This window comes from Paenibacillus medicaginis (assembly GCF_042138635.1).
GTDB classification, from domain to species: domain Bacteria; phylum Bacillota; class Bacilli; order Paenibacillales; family Paenibacillaceae; genus Paenibacillus; species Paenibacillus medicaginis.
This window is the reverse complement of sequence record NZ_JBHIRY010000001.1, coordinates 125,026-141,106: the sequence shown is the minus strand read 5'-3', so window position 1 is coordinate 141,106 and position 16,081 is coordinate 125,026. Positions and strand designations below refer to the sequence as shown.

16 protein-coding genes and 1 pseudogene are annotated in these 16,081 nt (G+C 39.8%); all 17 read left to right on the top strand.

Going from position 1 to position 16,081, the window contains the following annotated elements; all coding sequences use genetic code 11:
* The first annotated feature begins 17 nt into the window (after window positions 1-17).
* Window positions 18-656 (top strand): hypothetical protein, encoded by a 639-nt coding sequence (locus ACE5LO_RS00710; protein ID WP_375518156.1) that lies wholly within the window; start codon window positions 18-20, stop codon window positions 654-656.
* A gap of 37 nt (window positions 657-693) precedes the next feature.
* On the top strand, window positions 694-969 hold the full coding sequence (locus ACE5LO_RS00705; RefSeq protein ID WP_375518155.1) for a hypothetical protein: 276 nt from the start codon (window positions 694-696) through the stop codon (window positions 967-969).
* A 275-nt stretch (window positions 970-1,244) separates the two neighbouring features.
* On the top strand, window positions 1,245-1,418 hold the full coding sequence (locus ACE5LO_RS00700) for a hypothetical protein (protein WP_375518154.1): 174 nt from the start codon (window positions 1,245-1,247) through the stop codon (window positions 1,416-1,418).
* An 18-nt stretch (window positions 1,419-1,436) separates the two neighbouring features.
* Window positions 1,437-2,153: an MBL fold metallo-hydrolase gene (locus tag ACE5LO_RS00695; protein WP_375518153.1), complete on the top strand. Its 717-nt coding sequence runs from the start codon at window positions 1,437-1,439 to the stop codon at window positions 2,151-2,153.
* Window positions 2,154-2,195: 42 nt separating this feature from the next.
* Window positions 2,196-3,239 carry a hypothetical protein gene (locus tag ACE5LO_RS00690; protein WP_375518152.1) on the top strand — a complete coding sequence of 348 codons (1,044 nt, stop codon included), beginning with the start codon at window positions 2,196-2,198 and terminating at the stop codon, window positions 3,237-3,239.
* A 38-nt stretch (window positions 3,240-3,277) separates the two neighbouring features.
* A complete protein-coding gene (locus tag ACE5LO_RS00685) occupies window positions 3,278-3,994 on the top strand; it encodes a metallophosphoesterase family protein (protein WP_375518508.1) in 717 nt (238 codons plus the stop codon).
* 80 nt (window positions 3,995-4,074) lie between these two features.
* Window positions 4,075-5,067 (top strand): HNH endonuclease, encoded by a 993-nt coding sequence (locus ACE5LO_RS00680; protein ID WP_375518151.1) that lies wholly within the window; start codon window positions 4,075-4,077, stop codon window positions 5,065-5,067.
* Window positions 5,060-8,203 carry a DNA polymerase III subunit alpha gene (gene dnaE / locus ACE5LO_RS00675; RefSeq protein WP_375518150.1) on the top strand — a complete coding sequence of 1,048 codons (3,144 nt, stop codon included), beginning with the start codon at window positions 5,060-5,062 and terminating at the stop codon, window positions 8,201-8,203. Before ACE5LO_RS00680 ends, dnaE begins: the two co-directional genes overlap by 8 nt.
* Window positions 8,204-8,468: 265 nt before the next feature.
* Window positions 8,469-8,678: a hypothetical protein gene (locus ACE5LO_RS00670; protein ID WP_375518149.1), complete on the top strand. Its 210-nt coding sequence runs from the start codon at window positions 8,469-8,471 to the stop codon at window positions 8,676-8,678.
* Window positions 8,679-9,254 carry a hypothetical protein gene (locus ACE5LO_RS00665; RefSeq protein ID WP_375518148.1) on the top strand — a complete coding sequence of 192 codons (576 nt, stop codon included), beginning with the start codon at window positions 8,679-8,681 and terminating at the stop codon, window positions 9,252-9,254.
* On the top strand, window positions 9,241-9,393 hold the full coding sequence (locus ACE5LO_RS00660; protein ID WP_375518147.1) for a hypothetical protein: 153 nt from the start codon (window positions 9,241-9,243) through the stop codon (window positions 9,391-9,393). The genes ACE5LO_RS00665 and ACE5LO_RS00660 overlap by 14 nt, the downstream gene beginning before the upstream one ends.
* A gap of 44 nt (window positions 9,394-9,437) precedes the next feature.
* The gene (locus ACE5LO_RS00655; protein WP_375518146.1) at window positions 9,438-11,147 is read left to right on the top strand and encodes a recombinase family protein; all 1,710 of its coding nucleotides are present in this window, start codon (window positions 9,438-9,440) and stop codon (window positions 11,145-11,147) included.
* A pseudogene (locus tag ACE5LO_RS00650) lies at window positions 11,080-11,496 on the top strand (AAA family ATPase); the annotation flags it as partial. The gene ACE5LO_RS00655 and the pseudogene ACE5LO_RS00650, both read left to right, overlap by 68 nt.
* Before the next feature lie 102 nt (window positions 11,497-11,598).
* Window positions 11,599-12,885, top strand: coding sequence for a GTPase HflX (hflX, locus tag ACE5LO_RS00645; RefSeq protein WP_375518145.1), 1,287 nt, complete (start codon window positions 11,599-11,601; stop codon window positions 12,883-12,885).
* Window positions 12,886-12,956: 71 nt separating this feature from the next.
* Window positions 12,957-14,210 (top strand): methionine gamma-lyase family protein, encoded by a 1,254-nt coding sequence (locus tag ACE5LO_RS00640; RefSeq protein ID WP_375518144.1) that lies wholly within the window; start codon window positions 12,957-12,959, stop codon window positions 14,208-14,210.
* Between the two features lie 85 nt (window positions 14,211-14,295).
* Window positions 14,296-14,709, top strand: a complete 414-nt coding sequence (locus tag ACE5LO_RS00635) for a MerR family transcriptional regulator (protein WP_375518143.1) — start codon at window positions 14,296-14,298, stop codon at window positions 14,707-14,709.
* Between the two features lie 35 nt (window positions 14,710-14,744).
* Window positions 14,745-16,073 (top strand): type I glutamate--ammonia ligase, encoded by a 1,329-nt coding sequence (gene glnA, locus ACE5LO_RS00630; protein WP_375518142.1) that lies wholly within the window; start codon window positions 14,745-14,747, stop codon window positions 16,071-16,073.
* Window positions 16,074-16,081: the final 8 nt, after the last annotated feature.

Here is a 16,081-nt window from a genome sequence, read left to right as displayed (position 1 = left end):
ATAAGGAGAATAAAAAAATGAAAACACGAGACTACTCATATCTTAAGGATACATATGTTGAGATTACAAGAAGTGATGACGAATTTAACGAGGGAGAACAAGCAATTGTTAAAGAGGTGAGTGGCGATTCGCTTTATGTTGAAGTAGATAATGGAGAAATTTTTTGGACCGATATAGATTCGGTTTCCTATGATCCTGATACCAGACAACATAAGGTTGGCGTAGATAACAAATTTCTAAATGAGTTTAAAGCGCTCGAACAGCATCTTTCCGACCTTGCAGAATACTTTTCAAAGTCTGAACTAAAAATGTCTCCGTGGCAAATAGACGGTTGGAATGCATCGGCAAGAAACCTAAAAACCAAGCTCGACAAGATGATTAAAGAGGCTAACGTCGAGATGTGGAAGCATTATAATTCAAAGGAGATTCAATCTATGCCGACAATTTTGAAGAACAAGGAAACTGGTCAGTATGGCACGTTGGAATATTCACTGTTTGGAGGTTCTGTACATTGGTATGATGAAAAAAGCGGAGCCTTGGGTAAGAGCTTGGGGGATAGACTTGATAATATTTTTAAACATTGGGATATTGTTGATCTACCATCTGGGTATGAAGTCGGTCCTTATGGTGGAGTAAGAAAAATAAATAAACAATAAAAACACAATTCCATGGGAAAGGAAGGTGCTTTTAAATATGAAACAAGAATGTTTTAATGAAATCAAAAAGGCATATTACGATGAGAACAGTAAAAATTTCAAAGAAGAGATGGTAGTGGAACTATTTAATGCCATCGACGACTTGAGAGAAAGCCTTGATTGGATAAAGACGTGGGAGAACGATTTTTATAACCAAGTTTTCACTACCGAGTTTGGCGAAATCAGAAGATTAGATCCAAAATTGAAGCCCTGGGCTGATGCATTACATTATATTTTTGGTATAGTGAACGATGGCCTCAATCCTAGATGGTAATCACTTAAAAAAATACTACATATAGATAATGATGGGTAGATAATATCTATATATTGGAATTGAATTACAATGAAACTATTATTTCATGGGGAGTGAGTGATATAGGTCAACTTATTGTTACAGTATTTATGACTCTTTACAGTTTAATCATATTAATTTTAGCAATTTATCAAGATGATTTAAACATTTGGTTCTGGGTGTTATCTACGCTTTTCTTTTTAATTATGATGATCTATTTTTTGAGGTTATACAAGCAGGGTAAAAGGAGAGATTGAATGAGCACAATTGATGTTGTAGGTAAAAAGGGATACAAAAAATACGGTTACTTTTCTGGTCTAACTGGGACTATTGAAAGGTGTGACTCGATTACTCCATATAAGATTGTTTTCGAAGGTGGAGGCAGTGTAGGAGCGCATCTGAAAGATATTGTAGTAGTTGAAGATAAATAAATAATTATGAGGTGAGTTATGTTTAAATTTATTGGAACCGGAAGTGCATTCAATACTAGGCTGGGTAACAATGGAGCATTCATTAAGAAAGATAATATACTGTTTATGATAGATTGTGGCAGCAGTACATTTGAACGAATTGTCAAAAATAATTTACTTGAAGGTGTGGAACGTGTAATTGTTCTAATCACTCACACACATCCTGATCACATTGGGTCATTGGGAGACTTGGCATTCTATACATATTATAATATCAAGCCGATGTTCGAGAAAAAATTGGTTGTATTTTCTCATTATGATCATGTTCTTGGACACCTATTGAATGGAATGGGAGTTACTGAAGATGTATACGACTTAGTACAGTTTGATAAGGGAGGTGGTTATCATCTTGAGGATTTTCATATCTTATTTGATACGGTTAAGGTTGACCATGTTCAAGAACTTTCATGCTTTGGATACATCATTGAGTACGAAGGAGAGACTTCGTACTACAGTGGCGATTCATATATGATTCCTGATAACATTATTGATTTGCATAAACAAGGGAAATTCGATTACTTTTATCAAGATGTGAGCAGCGCCGACTATGATGGCAATGTTCATCTATCTCTAAAAAAACTAAGCGAATTAATTGAATCTCAGTACCGAGACAACGTTTTTTGTATGCATCTAGACGGGGGATTCGTTTCTGAAAATGCGTACCAACTTGGATTTAACGTAGTTGAAAGCATGTAATGAAATTGTCTTTTTATCATAAAATCATAAAGGAGAGATAACATGTACAATGAATATGAACATGAATACGAGCCATCAGAATTAGAATGTGTAATCATGGCTTTAGTTGATTCTGAGGTAGAAAAGAAAGTAACTGCTTTTAAGCAGGAATACGAATGGTATAAGATTCAACATGATAAATACATAAATCTAAAAAAAGATTATGATGACTTAAAGAAGAAGCAGGGTCAAACGGAGGATTTCTTAATTTTTCAATCACTAATTAATGAAAGCAATATTACAGCATTGCTCTCAAGTTTGAAATTGAAACAAACAGATATATCTTTCGACGGAATGCATGATGAATGTATACCTGTATGGTTTAAATTGGTTTGTTGGTACTATGAGGATCGCGAACGCCTCTTTAGATTGTTTGATTTGTTTGCTATACCTTATCCATCTTGGGCTAGAAAGTTTAAATTGCCCTTTGATTATAATGAAAATGAATTGGATTTGATTTTTGAAAAGTTGGGAAGGATGTATGTTTGTAATGGCTGTCTTTTTAGTGGTAATATGGGGTTCTTTTATAAGGAGATATCTAGACACAAGGGAGATCTTTCAGACCTTCTTACAAAGTCCTCGTACTCTGAGATTCCATGGAACCTACTTCTGCAAAACAAACTCTTGGTAACTGATAAATTTTTTAACAAGATTATTGATTCGCTTAGTAAGGGTGCAACTAATTCTACTTACTTTTTTAGAATTCAAGATTATCAGCAGATTTCAGAAGATCAAGTTGTAAGCATGTTTAATTATCTACCAAAGGGAAATTTTTACGATGATCACAAACGATTCATCGAGAACAATAAAAAGATAATTAAAATGAAACCTGAACTTGCAGATAAATTTAAAGAGAAGATTAATGATAATCAATATTCGGCCTTTTATTATTTAAATTATCCTCTACATATGCAAATTGAATTCGTTAAAAATTATAATGATAGATTTAATACAAAATTTGAACTTGTAAAGAAAATGAGTATCTCAAAAAATGAGAAAGTAAAATTAATGTCTGAGATTACGGCTGAGTTACTGGATAAAAAATAAATCAAATAAAAGCATTCTTTTATAGGAGGTGATATAAAATTAGAACGTTAGCAATTTCAGATATACACGGCTGTTTTGATGAATTTAACGCCTTGCTCAAACATGTGAAATATAACCCCGCTGAAGACAAACTAATTATACTTGGTGATCTGGTTGATCGAGGACAAAGAAGCAAACAGGTTGTTGAGCAGTTAATGAATATGGTTTCAGAATGGAACGTAGTAGTTTTAAGAGGGAATCATGACCAAATGATGATTGATGCTCTTAATGCAGACGAAGATGTGAATTGGCTTAATAATGGAGGATATCAAACGGTTGAAAGTTATGTCGGCCTTGATTTCTTCGAGGAAATATTTGAGTGGGATCTTTACGAACAAGCAAAGAACTTTATAAGACGGCACTTTAAACATCATATTGACTTCCTGAGCAGTCTTCCTTATTATTACGAAACCGATACTCATATATTTGTACATGCTGGTATTAATCCATATAAGGAGCATTGGAAACAGACTTCTGATGAAGATTTTGTATGGATAAGAGAAAGGTTCTATAATGTAGCAACTGGATTAAATAAAATTGTTGTATTTGGTCACACACCAACAGTTCATTTACATGAAACAGAAGATATCTGGTTTAGCCCAAACGGAGATAAGATAGGTATTGATGGTGCTTGTGCGTATGGTATGCAGCTTAATTGTTTAGAAATAAATGACGCAGGATATAAGACGCATTACGCAACAAAGGGAAGCAGATAATATAAAATAAAACTATACAACAATGATGTTCTATGGTATATTATTACCGAGGACATTTTCTTTTTAAGGAGGTTAGACGATTGTCAGAAGCGAGGAGATGCTGCATATGCGGCGATTGTTTTAAAACCCTAAAGTGTGGTTTGGATAGTGAGTATAAAGGAAAACTGTTATGTAACAAGCATTACATTCAAATACAAAGAAATGGAAAAATTACCGATGAAACAAGATCGAGAAGGAGAGATAGGAGAGTATGCGATATATGCAAGGACGATTTTGAGGTCAGACAGAATAATAAAGATGGAGAATATAAAGGATATTTACTCTGCCTTAAGCACTACACTCAAGTTAGAAATCAAGGATTCGTTTCGGACGAAAAAAGGTCTCATACGAGAGACGAAAGGAAGTGTATAGCCTGCGGAAGTACGACTAAAGTAATTTTCTATAAACCAGAAAGTATTATGTTGTGCAAGAAGCACTACGATCAAAAGTATATTCATGGAGAGATATTTGAACGAACCATTTTTGATCGAAATGAAATTCGCATTAGAGATACATATGCAGAGTTAATTTTGTATGATGGAAACAACATTGAAAACGGTATTGTGAAAATTGACATTGAAGATATAAAAAATGTTAAAGATTATAAGTGGCGTATTGATACTTGGGGTTATGCAAGTTCAAAAATAAAAGATTATGATGGGAATAAAAGAAATGTATTTATACATAGATATCTATTGTCGCCACAAGAAAATGAAGTCGTTGACCATATCAATAGAGACCGACTAGATAATCGACGGAGTAATTTAAGAATTGCAGATAAGTCCATAAATTCATTGAACTGCGAAAAGAGAAGAACCAATACGAGTGGGGTAACTGGTGTTAATTTTTGGAGTAACGGCAACCTTTGGAGAGCATACATAAATATTAACAAGAAGAGAAGAGAACTGGGGTATTTTCATCATTATGAAGATGCGGTTAAAGCAAGATTACAGGTAGAATATGAGCATCTAGGTCTTACATCGCCACAATCTCATTTATTTGAAGCATATGGGGTGTTAGAAAAAAATGAATAATTATACTGTCTTCCATTGCCACTCTGATTTGAGTAATGCGACTTCCAGCATGGCCGTAGACTCAACAACTAAGTTTACACAATATTTGGATTTAGCACAGCAGCTTGAAATGAAGTCGTTTTGTTTTTCCGAACACGGATCTGTGATGAACTGGGTTAATAAGAAAAAGGAAGTCGAAACGCGTGGAATGAAATACATTCACGCCAATGAGATTTATGTTACTGAATACATAGATAAGGAACAAGGACTTGTCCGTGATAACATGCACTACATGCTTATTGGAAAGAATTTAGAAGGAGTAAAAGAATTAAATAAATTAACATCAATTTCAAACAATCGCGAAGATGGTCATTATTATTATAATCCAAGGTTGTCACTGGATGAAGTTATGGAGACATCGGACAATATTATAATGACTAGCGCCTGTCTTGCTTCGCCAGTATGGAGAGCAATTCAAAAGAAAAATAAAGCGATGCTTGATAAACTTCTGGATTTCTTCGTAAAGAATAAGCATAGAATGTTTCTAGAAATTCAGTATCATGAACATCCAGAACAAATTGAATTTAATCGATGGCTTTATGAGTTTTCAAAATCCACAGGAATACCTCTAATTGCAGGTACTGACACACACGCTTTGAATCAAGACCATGCTGCAGCTCGTAAAATCTTGATGAAAGCTAAGAAAGCATCTTATGGTGACGAAGACTTGTTTGATTTGACTTTTAAGCCATACAGTGAACTGGTTGAAATGTTTAATAAACAATCAGCCATTCCCAAAGATGCTTATATGGAAGCCATATACAATACAAATGTAATGGCTGATATGGTTGAAGTGTTTGAAATTGATAAGTCAAATAAATATCCTAAGTTATATGACAATCCAGAGCAAGTGTTTAAGGATAAAATAAACGAAGGTATTATTGTACGCAGGATTAATACATACGAAAAAGAAAAAAAGAATAAATATTACAATCGTGTAAGAGAAGAGTTTGATACATATGAAAAATTGGGAGCAATTGATTATATGCTGCTCCAAAAGAAAATCATTGATTGGTGCCATGATAATGGTATTTATCAAGGATTCGGTCGCGGATCGGTAAATGGCAGCGAGATCGCTTATATTCTTAAGATAACTGAAATGGATAGTATCAAGCATAATCTAAACTTTTTCCGTTTCTTGAACCCTGAAAGAATAAGTTTGGCCGATATCGATATAGACTTCGCACCGACACAAAGGCAGAGAGTCATTGATTATGTAGCTAGTATTCCCGGTATTTATTTCTCCGAAATAATAACGTTTAACACCGTTGCTCTTAAAGGAGCCATAAGAGAAGTTGGAAGAGCTTTAGATATGGATTTAGATTTGGTAGATTCAATTGCCAAGTCCGTGTTCAAAGACGATAAGAAAAAAGATGTTATTTCTTCTGAATATAGAGACAGGCACCCGGAACTATTTAAGTATGTCGATCTTATAAAAGGGGTAATTGTTAGCATAGGTTCGCACCCTTCGGGGTTTGTCGTATCGCCCATTCCACTAGATGAATCAGTAGGACTTTGTTATACAAAAGAAAGCAAATATGCTGTCAGTCAAGTCAATATGAAAGAACTTGACTCGTGCAATTTTGTGAAATTGGATATCTTGGGTCTTGATAATATTGAAATCATCAATGAAACTTGTAAACTTGCCGGTATTGAACGATTAGTTCCAGATAATATGGATGTCAACAACGATGACGTATGGAACTCAATGAAGGACTCTGGACTTGGAATATTTCAATGGGAAAGCGATTCGGCACATCATTACTATAAGGAATTGTTTAGCAACGAGACCATTAGAAAAATTAGAGAAGTTAATCCCGACATTAGCTTGATGGAATTGTTTTCAATAGGTAATGGTGCGATTAGACCTTCTGGAGAATCTTATAGAAATGATTTGGCAGCGGGAAAATTTAAGGAACACGGCCACAACCTATTAAACGAATCGCTTAAAAATACTATGGGTTATTTGATTTCGCAGGAACAAATCATGATGTTTTTGGTTAATTTCTGCGGTTATTCAATGGCAGAGAGCGATACGGTAAGACGTGGACTAAGTAAGAAAGAGGGGACAAAAGAACATATCCCTAAAATTAAAAATAGATTTGTTTCTTTCATGAAAGAACAATACGATGTGCCTGAGCAGAAGTCAGAGTCAATCATTGAACCGTTTCTACAGGTAGTCTTAGATGCTCAAGATTATGGCTTCTCTGACAATCACTCTAATCCATACAGTCACATTGGATATGGGAACGGGTATCTGAGACATTTTTATCCTTTAGAATTCCTAACAGTTATGCTTAACATCAATACAAATGATATGGATAAAACAGGTAAGATATTTGAATATGCAAAGACAAGAGACATTGAAATAAGACCCATTAAGTTTAGAAAATCGAGAAGCTTGTATCAAATATCTAAAGAAGATAATGCAATTTACAAGGGAATTAAATCAATAAAATATCTTAACGAACAAGTAGCTGATGAACTTTATGAATTACAAGATAATACATATGAAACCTTCTGTGATTTGCTAGTAGATATATTAGAAAAGACAACTTGCGATGCAAGGCAATTACAGATTCTAATTAAGTTAGATTTCTTCAAGGAGTTTGGCGGAAATAAAGAACTGTTAACGATTTATGAAGAGTTTGTTGGCGGAAAAGATGCCTATAAAAAAACTCTAAAGCAAGAGACAAAAGAAAAGCGTTTAGCTATTAAGAAAGAACGGGAAGTATCTATCCGAAATGACCTTGAAGAGAAAGTATTGCCGATTGGCGAAACGATCTCTTTCCAGAAGGAAATGTTGGGATATGCAGATGTTAAATATCCAAATGCAACCGATTGGTTTGTAGTTGTTGATATCGATAAGAAATATACTCCAAGGTTAACTGTCTATGAACTAACATCTGGACAAGAAAAATCAATTAAAGTAGACAAGAAGAAATTCTATAGAGGAGGTGAAGACACCATAGAAAAGGGTGATATGCTTAAAATTACCGAGTCACAGTTTAAACCACGAAAGAAATTGGTTGATGGCAAGTGGATTGACCTTCCTGACAAGGAAGAATGGTTGGTTTCATGCACAATTAAAAAGTAAAAAATAACAATAAAATCACATTTTCATAGGGGAGGAGGTGAAGTATTATCTATACAAAATTGAAGCCCGGACAGCAGATGATCATTAAACGGAGAAGTCAGCAAGAAATTGATATAGCTATTAAAGACTTAATAAAGCGAGGATTCGACTTCTTATCAGCAGGAAAAGTTGAAGTGGCATTTTATAGTTATACCAAAAGTATTGATACATACTGGGCAAAGTTTAGAGTTAATGAAAAGAATACATAGAACAGGTGGTATAAAATTTGGAATTAGATCGATTTGATGTAGGATTGCCAGATCCACAAGAGCATGAACCAGAAGAATATTCAGCATGTTCAGGCTGCGGAGGAACGATTTATTGTGGAGACGACAACATATTAGATATCTATGGAATGGCTGTACACGATACATATAATTGTATTTACAAAGCAGTGGAAGCAAAGAAGACTGTCACCATTAAGGATGGTGATTGATTGGCTACTAAGAATGCTGGTAAAGAGTTTGAAGAACAATTAGAGGAAAGTGCTAAAAAATTAAACTTATTCTTTTTACGAATAAAAGATGTGCATATTCCCGTTGAACTTAGAAATCGTATCAGGTTATCTCAAAACAAATATGATTGCTTGTTGTATAACGGAGAAGTTCTTTTTGCACTAGAACTTAAGTCAACAGCAAGCAAGTCGGTAAGTTTTGATGAGAAAATTATTAAACAACATCAGATCGATAATTTATTGGTTGCAGATGGATTCAAAGGTGTTAAGGCTGGATTCATATTCAATTTTAGGGATTATGAGAACAAGACATATTTTGTACCCATCAAAGAATTCATAAAATATAAAGACATAGCCGAGAATCAAATCAAGGAACATACATATAAAAGTAAGGTCAATAAAAGTAGTATCAGTTTGGATATTTGTAATGAGATTGGAATAGAAATAAATAATTATAAAAAGAAAGTGAAATATCATTATCATCTTAATGATTTTATTGTAGAAGTAATTAAATTGAAGCAAGAGGGAGGAGGTCTTATAAGTCATGAAACGGAGTGATGCAAATAAATTTGAGATTGTAACTCATCATGCAGATGAGGAAGAATTCAAGTCTCATAAACAGTTAGAAAATGAGGTTGTAATATGGATGGAATATATACTAAAAAAATATACACTTAGAGCATCTAATGATTTATAATAATACATAGAAACATAATCACTAGATTACCGGGGGATTCACAAGTGCCACGTACATTAACTGGTTCGGAAAAACTAAATAAACAGGAACTGCAAGCCTTGGTCGGACAGATCAAGGCTCTTGTCTATGCACGTGTATCTACAGACGGACAAGTTGATAATTATTCTATAGAATCACAAATAGAAAGATGTATTGATTTCGGGAAACAGAAAGATATTGAAGAAAATGAGATGCTCGTATTAGTTGAAGACGGTGAATCTGGGGATAATCCAAATCGTCCAATGATCAACTATGCATTATTCTTATTAGAATATGGTATCGGTGATCATGTGATATTTTTACATCCAAACAGAATGAGCCGGTTCCTCAATCTTCAGACTCAATTATCTAATCGTATTTGGGCGTTAGGTAAAGATTTTTGGTTTGTAGAATTTGATTTTGATAAATCAAATCCAGAATCAATGTTGAATTTTAACATTCAGGGTTCAATTGCCGAGTACAACAAAGCTAAAATATTGGCCGATACTAAGCGCGGTCGAATCACAAAAGTAAAAAATGGAAAAATACCCGGACTGAACAGGATTTATGGATATACTTACGATACTGAAATTGACACATTAGTTGTGAATGAAGAAGAGAAAGCAGTTTATTTAAAGATGGTTGATATGTTACTGAATAAAAATTACAGTTGTTCAAAAATTGCCAGAGAGTTATCACTTAGAAATATCGCTGCTCCTTCTAGTGATAGATGGTATCAAACAACTGTAAGCAGGATTCTAAAAAATGAAACGTATACTGGTAATTATTATTTCGGTAAAACACAAGTAATTAAAAATCTTGATGGAACAAAGCAACAAGTTGCTCAGTCACGAGATGAATGGAGGACTATTCCTGTTCTTGCCTATATTTCACAGGAAACCTATAAACACATTCTTTCTAAGTTGAAAATTCTGAATAAAAAAACTTCTGGGAGGCCAACGGAAAATTATTTATTAAGAGGTATTGTTCGTTGCGGAAGATGTGGGGGAGCAGTTTCATCAGGCGTCACGTCAAAAACCAAGAGCGGATTAATTAAATACTATGCCTGTCAAAATAAAGCAAAGAAATCATTTGCAGTAGGCACAGGGGAAAGTAATTTGATTTGTAGAGGGAGAAATTGGAGGGTTGATTATGTAGATAAATTTATGTGGGATTATGTTTTAAATATTATAAAAAAACCAGAAGAGTTTATTGAAAAGATAATTCAACGGCAAGCCGACACTCATCAGAGTGATGAACTCTTGAAACAAAAGTCAGCACTTGAAAAGACGCTTAGAGAAAAAGAAGGAAGTCGTGATCGGTATACAGAAATGTATGCTGGAGGGATTATCAAAACAATGAAAGACCTTGAAGACAAAGTCCTCGTTGTAGATAGGCAAATTAATGATTTGAAGGATGAATTGTCAATTATCGAACAGAGTTTGTCTGCAGTGCTCCATGATAAAAATGACATCCAGTTAATTCAAGAAACATTAAAAAGATATGAGTATATAATTACTGAAGACCAGATAGACATCGAAGATAAGCGATTACTTCTAGGAATATTCATTAAGAAAGTAGTTTTAAATGATGATAATAAGGTGGAAATATACCTAAATTTTAAAGGGAATGAGAAGGGAGGATTGAATCATACACATAAAAATATAATCAGTGGCCAAGGCGATGGAGGATCAGAAAAACCAGTTTATCCTGATCCTGGCCGGGTACAGCGATGAGATGGACTTTTTTCTGAGCACCAATCCCGGTCTGCCTTCACGTTTCCCGCTGCAGCTTGAATTTCCCGATTATACGATTGACCAGCTCATTCAAATCAGTGAGCTGATGGCCAAGGAACGGGATTATATTTTAATGCCACAGACGATTTTTAAAATGAAACAGCATCTGATCGTCACCAAAGAGGAAAGCCTTCATAATTTCAGCAACGCCCGCTATGTGCGCAATGTGATCGAAAGATCGATCCGCCACCAGGCCGTGCGGCTCTTGAATCAATATGCCAGCGGACAGCCGGGCAGACTGGAGCTGATGACACTGCGGCCGGAGGATTTGAAAATCGGGAAAAAATAAACGATAATAGGGTTCTCCATGGAAGTTTTATCAAAGCCGGCCTGGTTTCAGGTCGGTTTCTGCACGAAATGAGATCTGTTGACAATAAAGGAGCTGATGTTGATGGCGAATTCTACATATGATACGCAAACTGAGGTTCAGGATCGTGCCGTTCTGGTCAGTCTTGTAACGGAGCAAGTGAAGCGCAGCGGGATTGATCCCCAATATTCGCTTGATGAATTGGTCAAGCTGGCGGAGACCGCCGGTGTGGAGGTGCTGAGTGTGCTCAGCCAGAACCGGGAAACGCCGGACTCCAAATGGTTTATCGGCAAGGGTAAAGTGGAAGAGCTGCGCGCTATCGGCGAAACGCTTGGGGCCAACACCGCTATTTTTGACCAGGAGCTGTCCGGCGCCCAGGTGCGCAACCTTGAGATGAGCCTGGATATGAAAATAATCGACCGCACCCAGCTTATTCTGGATATCTTTGCACAGCGGGCCAAAACGAGAGAAGGAATCATCCAGGTGGAGCTGGCACAGCTCTCCTATCTGCTGCCCCGTCTCTCCGGGCAAGGGAAAAATTTATCCCGTCTCGGCGGCGGCATCGGCACGCGTGGTCCGGGGGAAAGTAAGCTCGAAACGGACCGCCGTCATATCCGCGACCGTATCGGCGAGCTCAAGCGACAGCTGGAAGAGGTGACCCGCCACCGGCGGCTGCACCGGGAGCGCCGGCAGAAGAGCGGGATTGTACAGGTGGCCCTGATCGGCTATACCAATGCAGGCAAATCCACACTGCTGAAATCGCTAACGGCGGCGGACGTATACATTGAAAATCAGCTGTTTGCGACGCTTGATCCAACGTCACGGACGATGGAGCTGCCAAGCGGCAAAGAGGTTGTTGTGACCGATACGGTCGGTTTTATCCAGAATCTGCCCCATGATCTGGTCGCCGCATTTCGGGCGACACTCGAAGAAGTGAACGAGGCGGACCTCGTGCTGCATGTGGTGGACGCCTCCTCGGATATGCGTGAGGATCATATGAAGGTGGTGCAAAATATTCTGGAGGAGCTTGGCGCTGCCGATAAGCGGCAATTGGTCCTGTTCAACAAAAAGGATGCCTGCACGCCGGAGCAGCTGCAAATGCTGCCTTCCGGTGAGGGCTACCTGAAAATCAGCGCCTTTGATGAAGGGGATCTGCTCCGGATCAGGGAGGCGGTGCAGAACGCCGTAACCGGTGAGACGAGACGCTTCCGGATTCCGGCGGAGCGCGGCGACCTGACCTCTGTCCTGTACCGGATCGGTGATGTGATCGCCACCGAATACGACGGCAATGATGTGCTGTATGAGGTGCGCATCCAAACAGGGGAGTTCGAAAAATACGGCCATGCACTGGAAAACTTTACAGAGGGTTAACATTGCGTGGCGTGTCCAGGTTACTTTAAGAGGAGCTTTTTGATAGGCTTGAAGAGGAGACAAGAGAAGCAATGGCCTTATTTTCAGAGGAAATTGAACACATCAGGGAAGAAGCGGAAGCGAAGATTAAAGACAGGCTGCAGCTCGTTGACCGGATTGTAGACCACAATCAATGGAAGGTCATTGAGGCGTTCCAGAGCCGCCAGGTGAGTGATTTTCATTTTGCCGGCTCTACCGGATATGCTTATAACGACCGCGGCAGAGAAGTACTGGATGAAGTGTACGCCTTGGTATTCGGCGCGGAAGCGGCGCTGGTCCGCCCGCATTTTGCGTCAGGCACGCATACGATCGCAACGGCGCTGTTCGGCGTGCTGCGTCCGGGAGATGAACTGCTGTATATTACAGGGCGACCGTATGATACGCTGCATAAGGTGATTGGGCAGCCGGGGGACGGAACAGGCTCGCTCCAGGATTTTGGTGTGGGCTACCGTGAGACGTCGTTGACGGCGGATGGACAAGTCGATTGGGAGCAGGTCGAGTCCTCTATTACGGTGGCAACCAAGGTCATCGGTATCCAGCGTTCCCGCGGCTACGACTGGCGGTCCTCGTTCTCCGTTGCTGATATTGGGGAAATGGTGCGGCGGATCAAAGCGATCCGCAGTGACCTGATCGTCTTCGTAGACAACTGTTACGGGGAGTTTACGGAAGAGCTGGAGCCTACGGAGGTTGGTGCGGATTTGATTGCAGGCTCCTTAATCAAAAATCCGGGTGGAGGCATTGCCGAAACCGGCGGTTACATATGCGGACGCAAAAGGTATGTCGATTTGGCTGCATACCGTCTCACGGCGCCGGGAATCGGCGCTGAGGTTGGCGCAATGCTGGGGACGACGCGCAGCATCTATCAAGGCTTGTTTCTGGCTCCGACACTCGTGGGACAGGCGGTGAAGGGGAGTATTTTTGCTGCCGCCGTATTTGAAGCTATCGGATTTACAAGCAAGCCGGCCTGGGACGAGCACCGGACCGATCTGATTCAAGCCGTGTCCTTTGCGGGGCCTGAGCATCTGATTGCGTTTGTACAGGGAATTCAAAAGGCTGCTGCGGTTGACAGCCATGTGGTGCCAGAACCGTGGGATATGCCCGGGTACGAGCATCCTGTCATTATGGCCGCAGGTACTTTTATCCAGGGAGGCAGTCTTGAATTGTCCGCAGACGCGCCCATCCGGGAGCCGTATATCGGCTATATGCAGGGCGGATTAACGTATTCTCACGTCAAATTTGGCGTATTGAAAGCACTGCAAACGATGAAGGATCGTAATTTACTGTGAGTTTACCTAACACGCCGTTGACATTTTACATCAGGAAAATGTACAATGGAGTGAGTAGAATAGATCACTGGAAGGTTGATGAACGATGGGTGACGAAATTCGCAGAAATATGGCCTTATTCCCGATAGGTATCGTGATGAAGCTTACTGATTTGTCTGCCAGGCAGATTCGTTATTATGAACAGCACAGTCTGATTGTTCCGGCGCGGACCTCAGGCAACCAGCGGTTGTTCTCCTTTAATGATGTGGAACGGCTGCTTGAAATAAAGGCTTTAATTGAAAAAGGTGTAAATATAGCAGGAATCAAGCAGGTGATGAACCCTGTCAGCAAGGAATCCGAAGAAGCGACGGTCATTACGCCCGATACGGAAGTCAAACGCCGTGAGCTGTCCGATACGCAGCTGCACCGTTTGTTGAAACAGCAGCTGGTGGCAGGCAAACGCCCGGGACAGGTATCGCTCATTCAAGGGGAGCTTTCGCGTTTTTTTAATAATAAGTGAGACATTTAGATAACAGATAAAAAGGAGAGGTTACATTGAGTTATACAAAAGAAGACATTCTCCGCATTGCGCAGGAAGAGAATGTGCGCTTTATCCGCCTGCAGTTCACGGATTTGCTCGGCACGATCAAGAACGTGGAAATTCCGGTGAGCCAGCTTGTGAAAGCACTGGATAACAAAATGATGTTTGACGGCTCTTCGATCGAAGGTTATGTGCGAATCGAGGAATCCGATATGTATCTATACCCTGATCTGGATACCTGGGTCATTTTCCCTTGGGTTACCCAGGATCGCGTGGCGCGTTTGATTTGTGACGTTTACATGCCTGACGGTACTCCTTTCGCTGGCGACCCGCGTGGCATTCTGAAGAGAGTGCTGAAGGAAGCGGAACAAATGGGCTTTTCGTCCATGAACGTGGGACCTGAGCCGGAATTTTTCCTGTTCAAAACCGATGAAAAAGGCAATCCGACCGAAGAGCTGAATGATAGAGGCGGCTACTTTGATCTTGCCCCTACAGACCTGGGTGAAAACTGCCGACGTGAAATCGTACTGACCTTGGAGGAGATGGGCTTTGAGATCGAAGCCTCTCACCACGAGGTGGCGCCGGGACAGCATGAGATTGACTTCAAATATGCCGATGCGATTAAAGCGGCCGACCAGATTCAAACGTTCAAGCTCGTAGTGAAAACGATCGCCAGACAGCATGGCCTGCATGCAACGTTCATGCCAAAGCCGCTGTTTGGTGTGAACGGTTCCGGCATGCACTGCCACCAATCGTTGTTCCAAGGTGATGAGAACGCTTTTTATGATGAAAATGACCAGCTCGGCCTGAGCCGGACAGCCCGACATTATATGGCCGGTATTTTGAAGCATGCCCGCGCGATGGCGGCGATTACGAACCCGACCGTGAACTCGTACAAACGTCTTGTGCCTGGTTATGAAGCTCCGTCCTACGTGGCCTGGTCTGCAAGCAACCGTAGTCCGATGATCCGTATACCGGCTTCGCGCGGTTTGAGTACTCGCGTCGAAGTCCGCAATCCGGACCCTGCCGCGAATCCTTATCTTGCGCTGGCCGTTATGCTTAAAGCAGGTCTGGACGGCATCAAACGCGCGCTTTCACTGCCTGCTCCAATTGACCGTAACATTTATGTCATGACAGAAGAGGAACTGGTGGAAGAAGGAATCGCCAGCCTGCCAGCTGATCTGAAAGAGGCGCTTGGCGAGCTGCTGCGCAGCGAAGTCATTGCTGACGCGCTTGGCGACCATGCTCTTGCTTACTTCTATGAGCTCAAGGAAATCGAATGGGATATGTACCGCACTCAAGTTCACCAATGGGAGAGAGATCAGTATTTGTCTCTTTACTAAGGGGGAGA